Annotated in this window: 21 protein-coding genes; 17 read left to right on the forward strand and 4 right to left on the reverse strand. The window is 38.1% G+C overall.

Annotation, left to right across the window (positions count from 1 at the left end; all coding sequences use genetic code 11):
* Positions 1–44 precede the first annotated feature (44 nt).
* The 11 genes from KW850_RS14045 to KW850_RS14095 all read left to right on the forward strand — a co-directional run bounded on the left by KW850_RS14045 (position 45) and on the right by KW850_RS14095 (position 10,545).
* The gene (locus KW850_RS14045; protein ID WP_218348200.1) at positions 45–752 is read left to right on the forward strand and encodes a M48 family metallopeptidase; all 708 of its coding nucleotides are present in this window, start codon (positions 45–47) and stop codon (positions 750–752) included.
* A 31-nt stretch (positions 753–783) separates the two neighbouring features.
* A complete protein-coding gene (locus KW850_RS14050; protein WP_218348201.1) occupies positions 784–1,284 on the forward strand; it encodes a YehS family protein in 501 nt (166 codons plus the stop codon).
* A 43-nt stretch (positions 1,285–1,327) separates the two neighbouring features.
* A complete protein-coding gene (locus KW850_RS14055) occupies positions 1,328–2,797 on the forward strand; it encodes a protein adenylyltransferase SelO (RefSeq protein WP_218348202.1) in 1,470 nt (489 codons plus the stop codon).
* Positions 2,798–2,934: 137 nt separating this feature from the next.
* Entirely contained in the window at positions 2,935–3,435 is a 501-nt protein-coding gene (locus KW850_RS14060; RefSeq protein ID WP_218348268.1) for a VOC family protein, read from the forward strand.
* Positions 3,436–3,498: 63 nt separating this feature from the next.
* On the forward strand, positions 3,499–3,768 hold the full coding sequence (locus tag KW850_RS14065; RefSeq protein ID WP_218348203.1) for an iron-sulfur cluster biosynthesis family protein: 270 nt from the start codon (positions 3,499–3,501) through the stop codon (positions 3,766–3,768).
* Between the two features lie 176 nt (positions 3,769–3,944).
* A complete protein-coding gene (locus KW850_RS14070) occupies positions 3,945–4,721 on the forward strand; it encodes an IclR family transcriptional regulator (protein ID WP_218348204.1) in 777 nt (258 codons plus the stop codon).
* Between the two features lie 51 nt (positions 4,722–4,772).
* Entirely contained in the window at positions 4,773–5,660 is an 888-nt protein-coding gene (locus tag KW850_RS14075; protein ID WP_218348205.1) for an acetaldehyde dehydrogenase (acetylating), read from the forward strand.
* Positions 5,661–5,683: 23 nt separating this feature from the next.
* Positions 5,684–6,712, forward strand: coding sequence for a 4-hydroxy-2-oxovalerate aldolase (gene dmpG, locus KW850_RS14080; protein ID WP_218348206.1), 1,029 nt, complete (start codon positions 5,684–5,686; stop codon positions 6,710–6,712).
* Between the two features lie 199 nt (positions 6,713–6,911).
* Complete coding sequence (locus KW850_RS14085; protein WP_218348207.1) at positions 6,912–8,318, forward strand: GntP family permease; 1,407 nt, start codon at positions 6,912–6,914, stop codon at positions 8,316–8,318.
* Positions 8,319–8,598: 280 nt separating this feature from the next.
* On the forward strand, positions 8,599–10,047 hold the full coding sequence (locus KW850_RS14090; protein ID WP_218348208.1) for an HD domain-containing phosphohydrolase: 1,449 nt from the start codon (positions 8,599–8,601) through the stop codon (positions 10,045–10,047).
* Between the two features lie 228 nt (positions 10,048–10,275).
* Positions 10,276–10,545, forward strand: coding sequence for a hypothetical protein (locus KW850_RS14095; RefSeq protein WP_218348209.1), 270 nt, complete (start codon positions 10,276–10,278; stop codon positions 10,543–10,545).
* A gap of 143 nt (positions 10,546–10,688) precedes the next feature.
* On the opposite strand, the gene KW850_RS14100 is transcribed toward KW850_RS14095, so the two are convergent.
* Both KW850_RS14100 and KW850_RS14105 read right to left on the reverse strand, forming a co-directional pair.
* Positions 10,689–11,132 (reverse strand): MarR family winged helix-turn-helix transcriptional regulator, encoded by a 444-nt coding sequence (locus KW850_RS14100; protein WP_218348210.1) that lies wholly within the window; start codon positions 11,130–11,132, stop codon positions 10,689–10,691.
* A 23-nt stretch (positions 11,133–11,155) separates the two neighbouring features.
* Positions 11,156–11,635: a glutathione peroxidase gene (locus tag KW850_RS14105; RefSeq protein ID WP_218348211.1), complete on the reverse strand. Its 480-nt coding sequence runs from the start codon at positions 11,633–11,635 to the stop codon at positions 11,156–11,158.
* 166 nt (positions 11,636–11,801) lie between these two features.
* On the opposite strand from KW850_RS14105, the gene KW850_RS14110 reads away from it, so the two are divergent.
* The 3 genes from KW850_RS14110 (at position 11,802) to KW850_RS14120 (ending at position 13,304) form a co-directional block, all read left to right on the forward strand.
* On the forward strand, positions 11,802–12,026 hold the full coding sequence (locus KW850_RS14110) for a hypothetical protein (RefSeq protein ID WP_218348212.1): 225 nt from the start codon (positions 11,802–11,804) through the stop codon (positions 12,024–12,026).
* A gap of 204 nt (positions 12,027–12,230) precedes the next feature.
* Positions 12,231–12,641 (forward strand): VWA-like domain-containing protein, encoded by a 411-nt coding sequence (locus tag KW850_RS14115; RefSeq protein ID WP_218348213.1) that lies wholly within the window; start codon positions 12,231–12,233, stop codon positions 12,639–12,641.
* 54 nt (positions 12,642–12,695) lie between these two features.
* Positions 12,696–13,304: a methyltransferase gene (locus tag KW850_RS14120; RefSeq protein WP_218348214.1), complete on the forward strand. Its 609-nt coding sequence runs from the start codon at positions 12,696–12,698 to the stop codon at positions 13,302–13,304.
* On the opposite strand, the gene KW850_RS14125 is transcribed toward KW850_RS14120, so the two are convergent.
* Together KW850_RS14125 and KW850_RS14130 are read right to left on the reverse strand one after the other, a co-directional pair.
* Complete coding sequence (locus KW850_RS14125) at positions 13,289–14,368, reverse strand: GIY-YIG nuclease family protein (protein ID WP_218348215.1); 1,080 nt, start codon at positions 14,366–14,368, stop codon at positions 13,289–13,291. The genes KW850_RS14120 and KW850_RS14125 overlap by 16 nt on opposite strands.
* A 240-nt stretch (positions 14,369–14,608) precedes the next feature.
* Complete coding sequence (locus KW850_RS14130; protein WP_218348216.1) at positions 14,609–16,093, reverse strand: peptide MFS transporter; 1,485 nt, start codon at positions 16,091–16,093, stop codon at positions 14,609–14,611.
* A 457-nt stretch (positions 16,094–16,550) separates the two neighbouring features.
* On the opposite strand from KW850_RS14130, the gene KW850_RS14135 reads away from it, so the two are divergent.
* The 3 genes from KW850_RS14135 to KW850_RS14145 all read left to right on the forward strand — a co-directional run bounded on the left by KW850_RS14135 (position 16,551) and on the right by KW850_RS14145 (position 19,584).
* Positions 16,551–17,315: a MerR family transcriptional regulator gene (locus KW850_RS14135; RefSeq protein WP_218348217.1), complete on the forward strand. Its 765-nt coding sequence runs from the start codon at positions 16,551–16,553 to the stop codon at positions 17,313–17,315.
* Positions 17,316–17,621: 306 nt separating this feature from the next.
* On the forward strand, positions 17,622–18,635 hold the full coding sequence (locus KW850_RS14140; RefSeq protein WP_218348218.1) for an ABC transporter ATP-binding protein: 1,014 nt from the start codon (positions 17,622–17,624) through the stop codon (positions 18,633–18,635).
* Complete coding sequence (locus KW850_RS14145; protein WP_218348219.1) at positions 18,616–19,584, forward strand: ABC transporter ATP-binding protein; 969 nt, start codon at positions 18,616–18,618, stop codon at positions 19,582–19,584. The genes KW850_RS14140 and KW850_RS14145 overlap by 20 nt, the downstream gene beginning before the upstream one ends.
* Positions 19,585–19,606: the final 22 nt, after the last annotated feature.

The following is a 19,606-nucleotide window of genomic DNA, read 5'->3' on the forward strand; positions in this document are numbered from 1 at the left end:
TTTTATTGCGTTATAATTTATCCAATGTATATAAAGGTGATTAGATGATACATAATTATTTAGGTCAAACTATTAGTTTTGAGATCGTTTATAAAAAGCGTACATCGATGGGCATTACTATAGATGTCTATGGTAATGTGGAAGTCCAAGCACCAAAAGGGACATCCGATGAACATGTTCTTCTATTAATGGAGGAAAAATGGGATTGGGTCCAGCAAAAATCCAATGAAATGAAGGATAGATTTCTTGGGAAAAAGGTGAAGGTCTATGATCATGGTGAGATCTTTCTTTATTTAGGAACCGAATATCCCATTCAGGTTTTACAAGATATAACTATCAAGCAAGACTATGTAGTCTTTGAAGCGGATAAGTTAAATATATATGTGAAACAACTTGAGAATGAAAAAATAATGCAAGCATTAAAACGGTTTTATTATCAGCAATGTAAAGCGTTAGTAGAGAGGAGTATTCGTTCCTATCAAAAACAGTTTAAAATTAAACCACGGTCTATTCGTATTTCAGATAATAACAGCAACTGGGGAACTTGTGATTCAAGGCAGCAGTTAACCTTCAATTGGAAGCTGGCGATGGCACCACAGAGGGTGATCGACTATGTAGTCGTTCACGAAATGTGCCACATGGTCCATCTGAATCACGATCGTTCCTTTTGGCGCCTTGTTGGTAAAATCCTACCCGATTATGAGGAGAGAGAGAACTGGTTAGCTTTATCTAGTTGGAAAATGACAGTATAAAATGGAGCATCAATTTAAAGGAGATTTATGGATGGATAATAATGATATATTAATTCGATTGAGATATGCACTAGAAATAAAGAATAAAGAAATGGCAGAAATATTTAACCTAGGAGGCGTCGAAGTAACGGTCCCTGAGGTGATAAAGATTCTAACAAAATCAGATGATGATGATGATGATGCAGACGATCAACTAAAATGTAATAACAGTATGTTCGATTCATTTTTAAATGGCCTAATTATTTTTAAAAGAGGGAAACAAGAGCCCAAACCAGGACAGTCGGATACACCGGAACTGGCATTAAAGAAAAGTGTCAATGTTAATAATCTCTTGTTGAAGAAAGTAAAAATAGCGCTGTCATTAACGACTGAGGATATGCTGGAGATATTCGAAATAGCAGGAATAAAGGTTACAAAAGGAGAACTTGGTGCTTTATTAAGGAAAGAAGGACATAAAAATTATAAAGAGTGCGGGGATAAATTTGCGAGGAATTTCTTAAAAGGATTAGCATTAAAATATAGGGTATCTTAATGACAATAAATGAAAAACTGAGAAAAAAGAAAAGGAGGATACGATGGCAACAGAAAGAAAAGAAATAGGATGGAAATTTGATAACAGTTATGCCCGTCTGTCTGACTCATTTTTTACCAGAACTGACCCAACCCCCGTCCGCTCACCTAAGTTGATTATTCTTAATAATCCGCTGGCAGCCTCGTTAGGTTTGAATGACCAGGAGCTCGACGGTGAATATGGAGCGAGTGTGTTTGCTGGCAATCAGATCCCTGATGGGGCAATTCCTCTAGCCCAAGCTTATGCTGGGCATCAATTTGGACATTTCACGAAATTAGGAGATGGCCGGGCCATTTTGTTTGGAGAACAAATCACTCCAAAAGGGGAACGATTTGATATTCAACTCAAGGGTCCAGGTAGAACGCCGTACTCCCGCGGAGGTGATGGCCGCGCGGCGCTTGGACCGATGCTGCGCGAATACATCATCAGCGAAGCCATGCATGCACTGGGGATCCCTACCACCCGTAGTTTAGCAGTTGTGACAACTGGAGAGGTTGTTCTCCGCGAAACTGCTCTTCCTGGAGCGATTTTGACCCGTGTGGCTGCCAGTCATCTGCGCGTTGGTACCTTTCAATATGTTGCTAAATGGGGCACGATTGAAGAACTTAGGGCTCTGGCTGATTATACACTCAAGCGTCATTATCCAGACGTTGATAAGGATGAGAATCGCTATCTTGCGCTGCTTCAGGAAGTGATTAAACGTCAGGCAGCACTAGTTGCCAAATGGCAACTAGTAGGCTTTATCCATGGTGTTATGAATACCGATAACATGACGATTAGTGGGGAAACGATCGATTATGGTCCGTGTGCCTTTATGGATACCTATGACCCAGCAACAGTATTCAGTTCTATCGATAGGGAAGGACGCTATGCTTATTGCAATCAGCCTTATATTGCTGGATGGAATCTGGCGCGTTTTGCTGAAACCCTTTTGCCGCTATTGGATGATAATCAGGAACAGGCTGTCAAACTGGCACAGGATGAGATTTCACAATATATGGGGTTGTATCAAAGCAATTGGCTCGCGGGAATGAGAGCCAAACTGGGGTTATTTAACGAAGAGAAGCAAGATGAATTGCTTGTAGAAGATCTTCTTAATATGATGCAGAAGTATCAGGCGGACTATACCAATACCTTCCGTGCCTTAACATTTGAAAAAACAGATGATACAGTCTTAATGGCCGCCACGGAATTTAAGGCGTGGTATGAGCAGTGGCAAACTCGGTTAGGCAGACAAACGGAATCAAAAGCCAGTTCACAGCAGTTGATGCAGAGCAGCAATCCAGCGGTCATTCCTCGTAATCACCGGGTGGAGGCGGCCTTAGATGCTGCCGTGAATCATGAAGACTACAGCGTAATGGAGCGGCTGCTTGATGTACTTTCAAACCCATATGCCCATTCTCCTGAACAGACTGAATACTGTACACTTCCTGAGCAATCAACCTTGCCTTACCGTACCTATTGCGGTACATAAGAACGTATTGAGTATTGATTACAAGATGGACAAGATCGTGCTAACCTAATCATAAGGGTAGCATTATCTTTGTTCATCTTTATTTGCCAAACTATTACTATCAATAAGCATCCTTTTAGGAAAGTAAGATGAATAACATGGATAATAAACTCCAAAAAATCACAACGAACTTGTGGTTCGATACACAAGCGGAGGAAGCTGCAAAGTTTTACACTTCTATTTTTAAAAACTCCAAGATTGGAAGAATCACTCGCTATGGAAAAGAACGGCATGTAATTGAAGGGATATCAGAAGGAACCGTGATGACCGTGGAATTTCAACTAGAAGGACAGAAATTCGTTGCCTTAAATGGTGGTCCACAATTCAAATTTACAGAGGCAATCTCTTTTATCGTCAATTGCGAATCTCAGGAAGAATTGGACTATTTTTGGGAGAAACTATCCGAAGGTGGAGACGAAAAGGCTCAAGTTTGCGGCTGGATGAAAGATAGATTTGGTGTATCGTGGCAAGTCATTCCTGCTGAATTAACCGAGATGATTAATTCACCTGATGCAGAGAAATCAAATCGAGTGATGAAAGCGATCCTTCAAATGAAAAAAATAGATATTCAAACATTAAAGCAAGCGTATGAGGGTTAGAGGAATTTTTTTCCTAAATAATAGGGAGTAGGCATGACTTAATAAACAAATGGGGATGAGTTCGTGTTTACGTTATCTGAAAATGCAAAAACAGAACTACAAAATAGGGTGAAATCTGAAAACTCAAAACAGTTTATTCGGCTGCAAATGCGTAAAAGTTGCTTTATGAAAGTGAGATTGAGATTCGAAGATTCTATTCATCCTAATGATTATCAAATTAAAATGAACAATCTGCATTTCATCATTGACAATGGTGAGTGCCATTATTTTAATGATAAAACATTAGATTTTATCCCCGATACAACGGGGTTTAAACAATTTGAGATTATTTAAGAAGAGTCTGATTTCTATAGGAAATCAGGCTTTTTTTTGAATATTTCCTAAGCTAAATAAAAACAAATAGATAAACCGCCTAAATTATTGACAGAATAATGAACCAGAGTTACTATTAGATTGTCAATGATATTTACGAACGACATTCGATAATGTCGAACGTAAGGAGGATGGTTGTGTCAGATCGTTTAATTCAGTCTGTTGAAAGAGCTGCAGATATCCTTGAATTATTTTTGGTTACTAAACCAGAACTAAGTATTAAGGAGATTAGTGAGCATCTAAATTTATCAAAAAGTACAGCCCACGGTATTATCAAAACCCTTGAACATCGAGGGTATCTTCAACAAAATCAAGAGGATTTGAAATATATGCCTGGGATCAAGCTTTTTGAACTTGGCAATTTTTTCGGAAAACATCTCGATATTGGGAAAATTGCAAGACCTATTATTAGAGAGTTAGTTGATGAACTAAATGAAACTGTTCACTTAGTTTCGTTACAACGTGATGAACTTGTTTACATTGAGAAGGTAGAAGGACATAGTGCCCTTACCATTTATTCTCATATTGGAAAAAGAGCGCCTTTTCATAGTACAGGAGTAGGGAAGGCAATCCTTGCACACATAAATGAAAATGAGGCAAATAGAATCTTATCCTCAATCAATTTAGAATCGTTCACAAAATTCACGATGACAAATATTGAGGAGATCAAAGAACAACTACAATCCATCCGAGAGTTAGGCTATGCGGTCGACGATGAGGAAATTGAGCTAGGGCTGAAATGTATAGCTGCCCCCATTTTTAATCATCAAGGAAATGTAATCGCTTCAATAAGCTGTGCTGCACCTAAAATGAGGCTTGATGAAAATCGGCTTCCTCAGGTAATAGCAGGAATTAAAAGAGCAGCAGCAGAGATTTCAAGTGGTTTAGGCTATAAAGGTAAAAGCACCTTATAGAAAACTAGAGAGAAAATAAATAAAACCATAAATTTTAGGAGGAGAATTATCTTGTCAAAAGTAAAAGTTGCCGTTCTTGGCTCAGGGAACATTGGTACAGATTTAATGATCAAACTTGGTAGGTCGGAAATTTTAGAATTAACTGCTGTAATTGGGATTGACCCGCAATCAGATGGATTACGCCGGGCAAGAGAATTAGGGTATGCAGGGGTTGATACAGGAATCGATGGTTTCCTTGCAGACCCATCGTTAAAAGCTGACATCGTTTTTGATGCAACTTCAGCCAAAGCACATCTTTATAATGCAAAGGTGTTAAAAGAAGCAGGAATAAAAGTAATTGATATGACTCCTGCTGCAGTAGGCCCATATGTATGCGCTGCCGTTAATATTGATGAGCATTTAGATAATGATAATATCAATTTGATTACCTGTGGTGGTCAGGCGACAATTCCAATGGTCCATGCAGTAAACCGAGTTGCTCCAGTAGAATATGCAGAAATCGTCGCTACGATTGCGAGTTTGAGTGCAGGACCTGGAACACGTGCAAATATCGATGAATTTACGGAAACAACTTCAAGGGCCATAGCTGAGGTCGGTGGTGCAAAAAAAGGAAAAGCGATCATGATCTTAAACCCTGCTGAACCGCCAATTATGATGCGTGATACCGTTTATACACTTGTTGAAGAAGGAAAAATGGACGAACCAGCCATTAGGAAATCGATTGAGGAAATGATAAATGTGGTTCAAACTTATGTTCCAGGATATCGACTCCGCACGGAACCTATTTTTGAAGGAAATAAAGTAACTATCTTCCTAGAAGTGGAAGGTGCTGGTGATTACCTTCCTAAATATGCTGGAAACCTAGATATCATGACATCCGCCGGTGTTAAAATTGCTGAAGCATTTGCTAAAAAACTATTAACGAAAGAAACAGTTTGAACTGTAGAAAGGGGTATATAAAAATGACAAATGAACGAGATATTCTTATCACGGAGGTAGCCTTACGTGATGGAAGCCATGCCATCAATCATCAATATACAGTAGATCAAGTACTAAAAATCGCAAAAGCATTAAATGATGCAAATGTTCCTTTTATTGAAGTTTCTCATGGAGATGGTTTAGCAGGATCCTCCTTACAATATGGACTTTCACGTACAAATGAAATGGAATTAATTGAAGCAGCAGTTTCAGTTGCAGATAAATCAAAGATTGCTGTGCTGCTCTTGCCTGGTATCGGTACTTTACATGAATTGAAGGAAGCAGCGAATTTAGGTGCTAAAATGGCACGTATTGCAACACATGTGACGGAAGCCGATGTCGCTCCACAACACATTGCCTATGCTAAAGAATTAGGGATGGAAACTGTAGGATTCTTAATGATGAACCATATGGCACCTGTTAATAAATTAGTAGAACAGGCAAAACTAATGGAAAGCTATGGAGCCGACACGGTATATGTGGTTGACTCTGCAGGTTACTTACTCCCTGACCAAGTTCGCGAACGGATTCGAGCACTTAAACAATCTATCAGTGTTAATGTTGGTTTTCATGGTCATAACAATCTATCACTTGCCATGGCCAATACACTTGCTGCCATTGAAGAAGGAGCAACACGAATCGATGGGAGTGTTCGTTGCCTAGGTGCTGGTGCAGGTAATACACAAACAGAAGTACTTGTCGCAGTTTGTGAGCGAATGGGAATTAAAACTGGGATAGAGTTATATAAAATGATGGACTTAGCCGAAGATATTGTGGCACCTCTTTTACAAGTTCCACAAGAAATCACAAAAGACAGCTTAACATTGGGATATGCCGGTGTTTACTCAAGCTTTGCGCTTCATGCAAAACGTGCTGCTACAAAGTTTGGTGTAGATTCACGAGATATCTTAATAGAATTAGGTAAGCGTAAAGTGGTCGGTGGTCAAGAGGATATGATTGTTGAAGTTGCGGCAGAAATTGCTAAAAACAAATCAAAAATAGTTTTAGCCTAAAATATTCAACCGCTAGTAGATTGATAGAGTTAAAGAAAGATGGGACTATTTTGTGCCCTCTTCCTTTAACTGTCTTATATTGAAGCTTGACTTATATTTTTACTGCTGGTGTAAGCGTTTTAACCTATTAAGAAGAGTGAGGCCGTCTTATTTTCATCTTAGCAGGAATTTACATCCTAGGGATTAGAGGAGAAATTTTATGGAATTAGTTATTATATTATTAGCACTCGGTATGTTAATGTTTATTGCATACCGGGGATTTTCCGTTATTATGTTTGCACCATTATGTGCATTATTTGCCGTATTATTAACAAACCCAGATTGGGTTCTCCCGTTTTTCTCTAATGTGTTTATGGGAAAAATGGTTGAATATATTAAACTTTACTTTCCTATTTTCTTGTTAGGAGCTATTTTTGGTAAAGTTGTTGAAATGTCAGGATTAGCTCGTTCGATTGCTTCTACCCTTATACAGTTAGTTGGACGTAAACGTGCGATGTTAGTTATTGTTTTATTATGTGCCATTCTAACGTATAGCGGCATAAGTTTAGTGGTTGTTGCTTTTGCGGTTTATCCATTTGCAGCTAACTTATTCAGACAGTCTAATATTCCTAAACGTTTAATTCCTGGTACGATCGCTCTTGGATCCTTTACCTTTACAATGGATGCATTACCTGGATCACCTCAGGTGCAAAATGTTATCCCAACAACTTTTTTCAAAACAAACCTTTATGCAGCCCCAACTCTTGGGATTATCGGAGCTATTTTTATCTTCATATTCGGAATGCTGTATTTAAATTCACGCCGCAAAAAAGCAGAAAAAGCAGGAGAGGGTTACGACTGCTTCGGTACAATTAAAGAAAAACAAATCGAAATGGACTTGGACCAAACAGAAAGTATTGGTCGAAAAATCTTGGCATTTGTTCCCGTTGTCCTTGTTGGTGTATTAAATAAAGTGTTAACCACGTTGATTCCAAAATGGTATCCTAACGGATTTGACTTTTCTAAGATTGGCTTAAATTTTCCAAACATTGAAACTTCTCAAGTTGTCGGTATTTGGTCTGTTGAAATTGCCCTTATTTTTGGTATTCTTACAACAATCTTGTACAATCGGAAACCGATTGTGATGAACTTTAAAGATGGCATGAGTGTTGGTATTGCGGGTGCATTATTAGCCATCATGAACTCTGCAACAGAATATGGTTTTGGAGCAGTTATTTCAAACCTTCCTGGTTTCACAATTGCGAGAGATGGGATTGCTAAATTATTTACGAATCCATTATTAAATGGAGCGGTTACAACAAATGTTCTTTCGGCTATCTCTGGATCTGCTTCAGCGGGTATCGCCATTTCCCTTGGAATTATGGCAGATAAATATATTGAACTAGCAACTCAATTCGGTATTCCACTCGAAGTTATGCACCGGGTTATTTCCATGGCATCAGGTGGTATGGATACACTGCCACATAATGGAGCCGTAATTACCTTACTAGCAATTACAGGATTAACGCATAAGCAATCCTATCGCGATATTTTCGCTGTTACCATTATTAAAACCATCGCGGCTTTCTTTATCATTGGCGTATACTTGGTAACAGGTCTTGTTTAAGATTACAATGATGATTGAATATAAATGGTAATCTCCTAGTTGGACGAACCATTTAAAATATTTGACCGGAAAACCTGATTGCAATGGGGCAATCAGGTTTTTGTTACTGGCATTTATTAATAATGATATTAATAGAGGGATAGCTACGAGGAATTTCTTTTACTTAAGTTAATATTTACCTATACTCTAAGATTGCCAAATATTCCAGCAAGTTCAGAATATACTATATAGATTGTTATATATGTATTAACCATTTTACTGGTACTTTTGGGGGAGTAATATGAAAAAATACAGCTTTCTAGGGCCTTTGCTGGCTGTGGCATTCCCTTATTTTGTTTTCGAAGCATTTCATTCAGGTTTATTTAAGAATTGGATGATCACATTGCCAAAAGGGCACTTTTATATTGTTAGCCTTGTGTCGATTCTGGCAAGTATTTTCGCGATTGCGGTAGGGGTTGCTGGTAGAAGAATCCGGAATATTAAAATTAGTTTTCTCTCCTTATCATTTTTATCGATCGGTATAATGTTTTCAATCCATGGACTTTCTACTCCACATTTCATCCTTGGCATCAGCGATTTGCCTGGGATTACGGCCCAATTAAGTATGATATTGGCGACGTTTTGGATATATTTATCATCCATTCCTTCTGACAACCCGATTGTTGAATTTTTTACAAGAGTGCAGTGGTACCTAGTTCCCGTATGGACGGTTGCCTTAAGTGGTGTTTGTCTAATGCTAATGATGAACGATCATATTGTTCATTTTCTTCCGCTAAATTCTAAGCCTTTAAATATCATTTTGACCTGTTTAACCCTATTGTTAAATGGTGTAACAATTTATCGCTATTATCAATCCTACAGGTTTACACGATTTCCATTACAGATTGCGATTGTATACAGTTCAGGCTGGTTATTGGTCTCGCAGCTGATTATGGTCAGAGGGGTGTTATGGAGTTTTAGTTGGTGGATATATCATTTTTTATTACTAGCCGCCATGATTGTCATGATGATTGGATTAGTTAAGCAGTATGCGGTTAAAGGTACATTATCAGAATCAATCCGGTCCTTGTTTACGAACGATCCTATTGAGCGAATAACAAATAGTATCGGCCCAAGTGTCAAAGCTCTGGTAACCGCAACTAACAAGAAAGACGCTTATACAGCTGGACATACCTTCAGGGTAACGATGTATGCGCTAAAACTTGCTGAAGAACTCCATCTGAACCCTGAACAACAACGTGCCATTGTTCAAGGGGGACTCGTTCATGATGTTGGGAAAATCAGTGTCCCAGATCCGGTCCTTAATAAACCAGGAAAACTCTCGCCTGATGAAAGGAGGCTGATCGAAAGGCATCCTATCGATGGGTATGAAATGTGCAGAGGACTTGGGTTTATGAAGGAAGAGTTAGGCATTATCCGTTCACACCATGAAAAATGGGATGGAAGCGGGTATCCGGACAAATTAAAAGGGAAAAACATCCCATACTTCGCTAGAATAATGGCGGTTGTGGACGTATATGATGCTCTGACTTCAGAACGTCCTTACCGTAAGGCATGGGGACATGCTGAAGCCATGAAGTTCATCACAGACAACAAAGGAACCCATTTTGATCCTGAATGTGTCCACGCATGGGAGCAGCTCTGTATCCGAAATCCATCAGTCTATCAATATCCAGCCCATGCTATTAAAGACCAACCGACCATTAGGAAAATATCTTCGATTAATTAATTACAAAAAGCAACACTGAGATAATTGATGGATTCGGACAGGATCAGCCGGAAATTTCTTTGTGCTGTCCGAATGCGCGGCCTATTCGGACAGGGGCAGCTGGTAATCACTTTGTGCTGTCCGAATACGAGGCCTATTCGGACAGGGTAAACAGGAAATTGCCAAGAGCTGTCCGATTGCGTTGTCTATTCGGACAGGGTCAACAAGAAATTGTCAAGAGCTGTCCGAATGCGAGGTCTGTTCGGACAGGGTCAACAAGAAATTGCCAAGAGCTGTCCGAATGCGAGGTCCATTCGGACAGGGTCAACAAGAAAATTGCCAAGAGCTGTCCGAATGCGAGGGCTATTCGGACAGGGTCAACAGGAGATTGTCAATAGCTGTCCGAATGCGTTGTCTATTCGGACTGGATCAGTAAGAAATCGCATAGATCTGTCCGAATCCGAAGCCTATTCGGTCAGGGTCATCAGAAAATCACCTAATATTGTCCGAATACCATAAAACAGCATAAAAGAATGGCTGGGAGAAAACTATTGGCCATTCTTTTAATGGATTATACTGCGGTTTCATCGTTATTTAGTTTGTGATTTGTGCTAATATCCCGCCAGCGATTCCAGTATTGTGTTATTTGTTAGTGGGATTAGTTATGAATATTCTTCCCGTTCTTTCAACTTTCGATGCAAATGATTCAATCGCTCCATTAACTGTTCATATTCCTCGAGTTCGATATGACAGGATTGAATTTTTTTACTAATCGTTTTTGTAATCGCCTGTTTTTCTTCCAATGCTTTCGTTTCTAAATGGATATAGACTCTTCGTTCATCAGCCTTTGAACGTTCTTTTCTTAGCCATTCGTTTGCTTCCATTCTTGTCAGCATTGGAGTCAATGTTCCAGTACCTAAGCTCAATTTTTCCCCTAAGTCTTTAACTGTAACACCATCTTTTTCCCATAATGCTAGTAGAACCAAGTACTGGGGATAGGTTAAGCCGTATGGTTGAAGCGCACTAGTATATAACTTATTGAATTCACTTGCTGTTTCGTACACGGCAAAGCAAAGTTGATTTTTTAATAACGTAAAGTCTTCCAAGATGATCACCTTACTTTAAATAATTATGACAATAATCTTTTTATATCTTTCTCAATTCTGCTTGGTTCAGTTGTAGGTGCATAGCGTTCGATCACCTGACCCTTTTGGTCGACTAGGAATTTTGTGAAATTCCATTTGATATTTTTGGTAAGTGCTCCTGGTTTTTGGTTTTTTAAATAAGTAAATAAAGGATCGGCATTAGTGCCATTTACATCGATTTTTGCAAATATTGGAAAGCTCACCCCATAGTTTATTTGGCAAAACTGAGTGGTTTCTTCAATATTGGCGAATTCTTGATTGTTGAATTGATCACAAGGGAAGCCTAAAATCTCCAGTCCTTGCTTATTGTATTTTTCGTATAATTCCTGAAGTCCTTTAAATTGGGGTGTCAAACCGCATTTACTGGCAGTATTCACAATAAGTAATGGCTTACCCTCGTAATCCAATAATGTTTTCTCCTGTCCATTCGTCATTTTTACGTTAAAGTCATAAATTGTTGTCAATTTAACTTCCCCCTTAGTTTATGGATGTATATGATTAAAAATTAAATCGCCTACGATTTAATCCTACGCGATTTAATTAGTTATGGCAAGTTGGATGAACTGATTTCCCAGTTGGATATATAGAAAAGGAAAAGAGAACGATAAAGGGGAAAAGGAGGTTTTCAAGATGAGTTTCAATTTGTTTAATGGTAAAAATGAAGAAAAGGAATTACTTAAAGACGTTCTTGAGGATGCAATTGAAACAGAAGAGAATTTAATGAGGACATATCTTATTACAGCAGAGCGAATTCACGATGACAGTGAACTTAAGGAACGTCTTGAAAACTTTGCAGAAGGTAATGCGAAACGAACTAAGCAGCTGATTGATGAACTCAATGAAAACAGGGATTAGTAAAAATAGGCTCATCTAGAACAAACTATGATGAGCCTTTATTGGTTGAAACGCATTTTAATCGATAGTGGCAAATAATGCTTTAGGTTAACGAAGCAGCTTTTCTAAAGTGTATCGATTTCCGCTATTAACCAATCATAACCTCCTTCTTAATAAACCAAAATAAGATGGTTCACTTATTCAATTCCAAAGGAGTTGGTTGTGTTGAAATGGCAAAAAATGATACTTTCAATGATTCAGCAGCGCCAAGATAAAAAAGTTGCCTTAGCTGTTGACACTTCCACAAATGAAGCCCCCAGCATTTTAATTAATAACATAGTAAAACTGTTTGAACAGGTGAAACCAGATACCATATTAGTACAAGCTGATTTTAAAATTCGAAGTACGTCTCCTGTTAAAAGTGATACAATAAAATATCATACACATGGGAAATCTTCATATACTTTGGTTCTTGAGTGGGCAAAAGAAGAGAATATTGACACATTGTTTTATATTACAGATGTGACCGGTTTTATTTCTGAAGATATAGATTCAGTAAGTTATGAAATGATCTGGCTGGTACCTGGTGCTATTTTGCCGCGGGTTCCTTTTGGTAAAGCCATTAAGGTTGCATAAAAAGAAATCCCTCACCTAAAAGTGGGGGATGAATTCGTCGAAATGGAGTAATCAATGAAAGAATATTATTATGATAAATTGATGGGAATAAAAACGGGAGGAGACCAAAAGGGATTTCATAAGTCCTTCCATTATCATCGTTATGAACCAACCCCTTATAGTGCCCTCGAAGAATTATTTATTCACTATCAATTGAGCAATAATGATCAAATCGTTGACTATGGGTGTGGTAAAGGGCGATTAAACTTTTTTATCCATTATCATTTTCAGGCAACGGTTATAGGAATTGAAATGAATGAGGATTTTTATCATGAAGCCCTTACTAATCGTAAAAATTATCTAAAGACAACCCAACAGAGCAGTTCTCATATATACTTTCATTGTTCGCTTGCCGAAGCATATCAGGTCAAGCCATTAGATAATCGATTTTACTTTTTTAACCCCTTTTCAATTCAAATTTTTATCAAAATCATTAATAATATCTTGATTTCGGTAGAGAAGAACAGGCGGGATGTTGAAATCATCCTATATTATCCATCCGACGATTATATCTATTATTTAGAAAATGACACCGCTTTTGAATTAAAAAAAGAAATTATTCTCCCATATGTTTATGAACATGACATAAATGAGCGATTTTTAATCTATCAATTAATCGGATAGGTTTGCATTAACTGGGAAATTTCATCGTCCAAACGTGCAGCCTGTTTACTTTCAAGCATTTGTTCCGAAATGAGGATATAGCTGCAGTTGCTTCCTTTTAAGTAGCTATAGATAATCTGAGCGCTATCAATTTCATCTCGGCTGATTTTTGTTAATACTGGATCCTTACTTGTTTTAAAAGTAGTGACTATTTTGGTCTTGATTGTATTTTGAATAGATTCATGCTCCGACCAGCTGTATTTTTCACTGAATAGTATTTTGTTCTTTTTAATCAGAAATAGTTTAAAGGTACAGTCCGTTAAGCGTTCAATGACAGCAATATTGTTATTACTTTCCGTAAATTCAATTACTTTTTCTTTATTAAGAAGTGAGTGGATGGCATCCAATGTATCTTTATATTTTCCTGCTGTTTCGAAATCGAATTTTTCAGAGGTCTCTAACATTTTTTGCTGCAATTCGTGAAGCAGACTCGTATCCACACCTTTCAGCAATGCAATGATTTTGTTCATCCTCTCATTATACAGAGCGAGTGCTACCCCTCCCATACACATCCCAAGACACAAACCTAAGGAAAAGTTTAAACAAGGAGTATTCTTGTTTGAAGGGGAACTGCAATTTATCTTATAAAAGTCTTTTATCCCTTGAAGCGCCTTTTCGATAGTATGTCTACTTCTGTATGGGCCAAAATAAAGACTGTCTGGATTCTCGGGGTGCTGACAAATTTCAAGTCTTCGATAGCCTCCATCCATGTGAATCCTGATGTAGATATAGGATTGAGGGCTCTTCATCATTCGATTAAAATTAGGCTTTATTTCCTTGATTAATTTACATTCGAGCATAAAGGCTTCAAATTCAGTGTCAGTAAGAATATAGTCAAAATCCTTGAGGCTGGATTTAAGTTTCATGATCTTATGGGAATGCGTTTTGGAATTTTGGAAGTAGGACCGCACACGATTCTTAAGATTTTTCGCCTTTCCTACATAAATAATATGTCCGTTGAAGTCCTTCATTAAATACACTCCGGGGGAAGAGGGAAGCTGTTTCACTTTTTCTTTTACATCCATATGAATACCTCCAATCACTATTTATTTTATCACAAATAAAAAAGGTGCCCAGCCTTCATCATCCGCAATCAACGGATGGGAAGACAAGGCACCTTATTTTAAAAGCAATGAAAGATTCTGAACTTAGATAACTGTCTAGCGAAAGCGGCCCAGCGGCTAGTGTACTTCGCCCTTTTCCCTGCGATAAGTTAAAGTGCTCTAGTCCATACGCCGCTAAACGGACGCTTACGCTTTTCTAATTTATTTAATCCCTTTCATGTAACCTTGAATCTTCGGTGATAACATTAATAGGATAATACCTAGTACGATGGAAGCTCCACCGATGACACCAAAGTAGGTCATTTCAGTTTCAGGGGTGTAGAATTTAACTACTTGTGCATTTAATGCTTGTGCAGCAGCACTTGCTAGGAACCATAAGCTCATTGTTTGAGCGGAGAAGGCTGCAGGCGCTAATTTAGTTGTTGCAGACAATCCAACAGGTGATAAGCATAATTCACCAAATACAACAATTAAATAACTAAGAACAAGCCACATTGGACTTACTAGTGAATCTGTACCGCCAAGATAAGCCGGGATAAGAATAACTAGGAATGACAAACCAGCAAATAATAATGATAATGAGAACTTTTGTGGTACCGATGGCTGACGCTTTCCTAATTTAACCCAAATCCAAGCAAATACTGGTGCAAAGATGATAATGAATAATGGGTTTAAAGATTGGAACCAAGCTGGAGAAATCTTAATTCCTAACCAATTTAATTGAGTGCGCTTATCTGCGTAATTTGCAAGGATGGTTGAGCCTTGTTCTTGAATGGCCCAGAACATAACCGCTGCAATAAATAATGGAATATAAGCAATAATTCTTGAACGTTCTACTGCAGTTGTTTTAGGACTGCGATACATGACAACGAAGTAGATCGTTGGGATTAAAATACCAAGGAAAGTGACAATATTAATAAAGCTAGCAAAAGTTAACAGACCTTTTGGAATTAATACTGCACAGATAACAGCAAGAATAATTACTGCTAGTCCAATCATGGTAAAGACCTTTTTCTTTTCTGCAGGAGCCATTGGATTGGCAACCATTGTTCCAGCAAGACCAAGATTTTTTTTCTTTGTCACACTGAACACGACTAATCCTAAAAACATACCTACAGCAGCAATTCCAAAACCTATGTGGAAGTTGCCTACTGAGCCAACGATTAGAGGGGATAAGAATGCCCCAAGGTTAATACTCATGTAGTAAATAGTGAAACCTGCATCACGACGTTCGTCCTTTTCGCTATACAATTCACCTACTGCGGAAGAAACATTTGGTTTAAGCAATCCAGTACCTAGGACAATCAATACCATGGAAACAAAGAACATGGAAACGCTGCCAGGAACAGCCAACGATATATGTCCAAACATAATTAAGATTCCACCGTAAAACACGGCTTTTGAAGAACCGAAGATCCGGTCAGCTAGCCAACCGCCAATGATTCCAGACATATAAACAAGTGATCCGTAAATGGACATGATTGAAAGTGCGAGATTTTGATCAATGCCCAATCCACCTTTAGAAACTTCATAATACATATAGAAAACGAGGATGGCTCTCATGCCATAGTAAGAGAAACGCTCCCAGAATTCCGTGAAGAAAAGAGTGGAAAGACCTTTAGGATGTCCGAAAAAGCCCGTTTGAGGTACACTATCCACAATTTTCTGTCTATTCATATTTGACATATTATTACCTCCCTTTTACTATTCTATAATACTTTCTCATGTTTTGAATTGTCAAAAACATTTTTTGGAGAAATACGTTGCAAATAGTAAAAAACATTGATAATACTGAATTTTAGTTAGATTAAATTAAAAAAGAAAGTTTTTTTAAAATAATAAATAATTTCAGAGTAAATAGACTTTTCGCTCTAATATAATGATAGAAATATAATTTTTGGAAGGGTTTTAGGGTAATTAACTACAAAATCAACGAGAAATATGTTTCCTTCCATCTATCTAGATATCGATAAATTTAAAGGAATTAATGATTCACTTGCCAACTAGTTCGGTGCCTGACACCACAAATGGACATTTGTCCATTTGTGGTGTCAGGCACCGTTTTCTAAATAAATAGGCTATATGGTTATTGACATTGACGTTGCGTAAAGGTGTATCGTTAGGTTTACAAGGGGGTGAACGAATGGAATATACCGTGCATAAGCTTGGGAGTTTAGCAGGTGTTAGCACCAGAACACTTAGGTATTATGATGAGATTGGAATTCTTAAGCCGGCAAGAATAAATTCATCAGGATACCGAATCTACGGTCAAGAAGAAGTGGATCGCTTACAGCAAATCTTATTCTATAGGGAATTAGGAATCAGTTTAGAGAACATAAAAGAAATCGTAACGGCTCCTTCTTTTGATGGTGCAGCTGCACTAAAAGAACATCGTAAAAAACTCCTTGAGAAAAAGGAACAATTAGAATTGTTAATTGCAAATGTGGAAAAGACAATTGCAGTAACTGAAGGGAGAATGAAAATGTCGAATAAAGAAAAGTTCGAGGGATTTAAGAAAAAAATGATAGATGAAAACGAGAAAAAGTATGGGAAAGAAATTCGTGAAAAATACGGTGATGATACTGTAAATAAGTCAAATGCTAAATTACAAAATATGACTCAAGAGCAATATGATGAGGTTACAGCATTAGCTGAAAAAGTTACCAAAACGTTAGCTGAAGCATTCCGAACAGGTGATCCAGCTGGAGAACTGGCACAAAAAGCCGCTGATCTCCATAAACAATGGTTATGTTACTATTGGAATGAATACAATAAGGAAGCCCATGCAGGTCTTGCACAAATGTATGTAGATGATGAACGATTTACTTCCTATTATGATAAAGAACAGCCAGGGACGGCAGAATTTTTAAGGGATGCTATTCATATTTATACTGGTATGAAAAAATAATTTTTTATAAAAGTAATAGAAGATATATAGGGGCAAAAAAAGTATATAAAAAATATAAGAAAAATGACCTGCCAAAACTTACCGATTATTAATAAAATTCCGAAGAATTCCCTGTAAGACTGCAATAGTCTTACAGGTTTTTTTATTATCCTAAATTATCATTTTTTGAACTTTTTTCACGTTGTTGACAAATTTGTCTCGCAACACTAAAGTTATATATGTCATAATAATTTAAAAATTTACTATATTGTTATATTTCTGATAAACCAAAATACATAAAAAACAAAAGTGCAGGTAGGTGTAAATGTGGAAAAGGATCCTATTCTTCGAATAAAAGACTTAAAGGTGTCTTTTCAATCAGGGAAAAAATTCGTTCCAGCTGTTGATGGTATCAGTTTTGATTTAAAGGATGGTGAAATTTTAGGGATTGTCGGTGAATCGGGGAGTGGTAAAAGTGTCACTTCATTAGCAGCCATGGGGCTGATACCGTCTCCGCCTGGAAAAATTGAAAAGGGTGAAATCATTTTTGAAGGAAAAGACCTGAAAAATCTACCTGAAAAAGAGTGGCGAAAAATCCGCGGAAATCAGATATCAATGATTTTTCAAGAGCCAATGACATCATTAAATCCGCTGTTTACGATTGGCAATCAATTAATAGAGGCAATTCGATTACATACCGACCTTTCAAAGAAAGAAGCAATGGAACGCAGTATTGAATTATTAAAACTGGTTGGAATTCCTAGGGCAGAAGGAATCTTAAAAGAGCATCCCCACCAACTTTCAGGGGGGATGAGGCAGCGGGTTATGATTGCAATGGCAATGGCTTGCAATCCTCGGGTGCTGATTGCGGACGAGCCCACGACTGCGCTAGACGTAACGATTCAAGCACAGATCCTCGCTTTGATGAAGGATTTAAATAAGAAGACAAATACAACAGTTATTCTTATTACCCATGATTTAGGTGTTGTAGCAGAAATTTGTGAACGTGTCATTGTCATGTATGCGGGACAAATTGTTGAGCAAGGTGATGTTAGAACAATTCTCAAAAATCCTCAGCATCCGTATACAAAGGGCTTGTTAAAATCCGTCCCTGATTTAAGAGGGAAAAAGGAACGGCTGTATAGTATTCCAGGCTCAGTCCCTACTCCAGGCACGATCAATAAGGGATGTCGGTTCGCTGCAAGATGTGCAGAGGCATTCGCTCAATGTCAGGTAGACACACCAGATTTATTTAAAACGGAAAAAGACGGACATGAAGTGCGCTGTTTCCTACATACATTGAAGAAGGAGTGTGACAACCATGTCAGAATTACTTCTTGAAGTAAATGGGTTAAAAAAGTACTTTCCGATAACTGGCGGCCTATTCGGAAGGAAACAAGGCGAAGTCAAAGCGGTTGATGATGTTTCTTTTTACGTTAGAAAAGGAGAGACATTAGGGATTGTTGGTGAAAGCGGTTGCGGTAAATCGACCACTGGACGGCTGCTTATGCGTTTGATTGAAGCTAGCGACGGAAAGATTGTCTTTGAAGATAAAGAGATTACCAGCATGTCAAAATCGGAATTAAGAAAAACGCGCCGAGATATTCAGATGGTATTCCAGGATCCTTATGCATCGCTTAATCCGAGACATTCGATCGAACAGATTCTTGAAGAGCCGCTAATTGTTCATGGAATTGGCACGAAAGAGGAACGCAAAAAGCAAGTGAGAGAAATGCTTGAAGTGGTCGGCTTAAGCAGCTACCATGCTAAAAGATATCCACACCAATTTAGCGGCGGTCAGCGTCAGCGGATTGGGATTGCAAAGGCGTTAATGACGAAGCCCAAATTAATTATTGCGGATGAGCCTGTCTCAGCGCTCGACGTATCCATTCAGGCCCAGGTTCTTAACCTGATGAAGGACATTCAAAAGGAATTCCAGCTTACTTACATATTTATTGCTCATGATTTAGGAGTAGTACGACATATTAGTGATCGTGTTGGCGTGATGTATTTAGGAAGATTAATAGAGTTAGCTGAAAGTGAAGATCTATATGAAAATCCGAAGCATCCATATACTAAAGCGCTGCTATCGGCTGTACCAATTCCAGATCCCGATATAAAGAGGGAGACGATTTTAATTGAAGGAGAACTTCCAAGTCCAGCTAATCCTCCTTCAGGATGTGCCTTCCATACACGCTGCTCACAGGTGATGGATATTTGTAAAAATACTAGACCAGCGGAACACAATCTTAACGGTCATTTTGTCGCTTGTCACTTATATAACAAGTGATTTGCCGCATTTATGATAAAAA

The sequence above is a fragment of the Bacillus sp. sid0103 genome (assembly GCF_019219025.1).

Coding starts and splice junctions, on each gene's coding strand:
- KW850_RS14055 (WP_218348202.1), top strand. CDS start 1,328: ATGGCAACAGAAAGAAAAGAAATAGGATGGAAATTTGATAACAGTTAT.
- KW850_RS14095 (WP_218348209.1), top strand. CDS start 10,276: ATGCGAGGTCTGTTCGGACAGGGTCAACAAGAAATTGCCAAGAGCTGT.
- KW850_RS14130 (WP_218348216.1), bottom strand. CDS start 16,093: ATGTCAAATATGAATAGACAGAAAATTGTGGATAGTGTACCTCAAACG.
- KW850_RS14110 (WP_218348212.1), top strand. CDS start 11,802: ATGAGTTTCAATTTGTTTAATGGTAAAAATGAAGAAAAGGAATTACTT.
- KW850_RS14045 (WP_218348200.1), top strand. CDS start 45: ATGATACATAATTATTTAGGTCAAACTATTAGTTTTGAGATCGTTTAT.
- KW850_RS14085 (WP_218348207.1), top strand. CDS start 6,912: ATGGAATTAGTTATTATATTATTAGCACTCGGTATGTTAATGTTTATT.
- KW850_RS14050 (WP_218348201.1), top strand. CDS start 784: ATGGATAATAATGATATATTAATTCGATTGAGATATGCACTAGAAATA.
- dmpG (WP_218348206.1), top strand. CDS start 5,684: ATGACAAATGAACGAGATATTCTTATCACGGAGGTAGCCTTACGTGAT.
- KW850_RS14120 (WP_218348214.1), top strand. CDS start 12,696: ATGAAAGAATATTATTATGATAAATTGATGGGAATAAAAACGGGAGGA.
- KW850_RS14090 (WP_218348208.1), top strand. CDS start 8,599: ATGAAAAAATACAGCTTTCTAGGGCCTTTGCTGGCTGTGGCATTCCCT.
- KW850_RS14145 (WP_218348219.1), top strand. CDS start 18,616: ATGTCAGAATTACTTCTTGAAGTAAATGGGTTAAAAAAGTACTTTCCG.
- KW850_RS14135 (WP_218348217.1), top strand. CDS start 16,551: ATGGAATATACCGTGCATAAGCTTGGGAGTTTAGCAGGTGTTAGCACC.
- KW850_RS14125 (WP_218348215.1), bottom strand. CDS start 14,368: ATGGATGTAAAAGAAAAAGTGAAACAGCTTCCCTCTTCCCCCGGAGTG.
- KW850_RS14060 (WP_218348268.1), top strand. CDS start 2,935: ATGGATAATAAACTCCAAAAAATCACAACGAACTTGTGGTTCGATACA.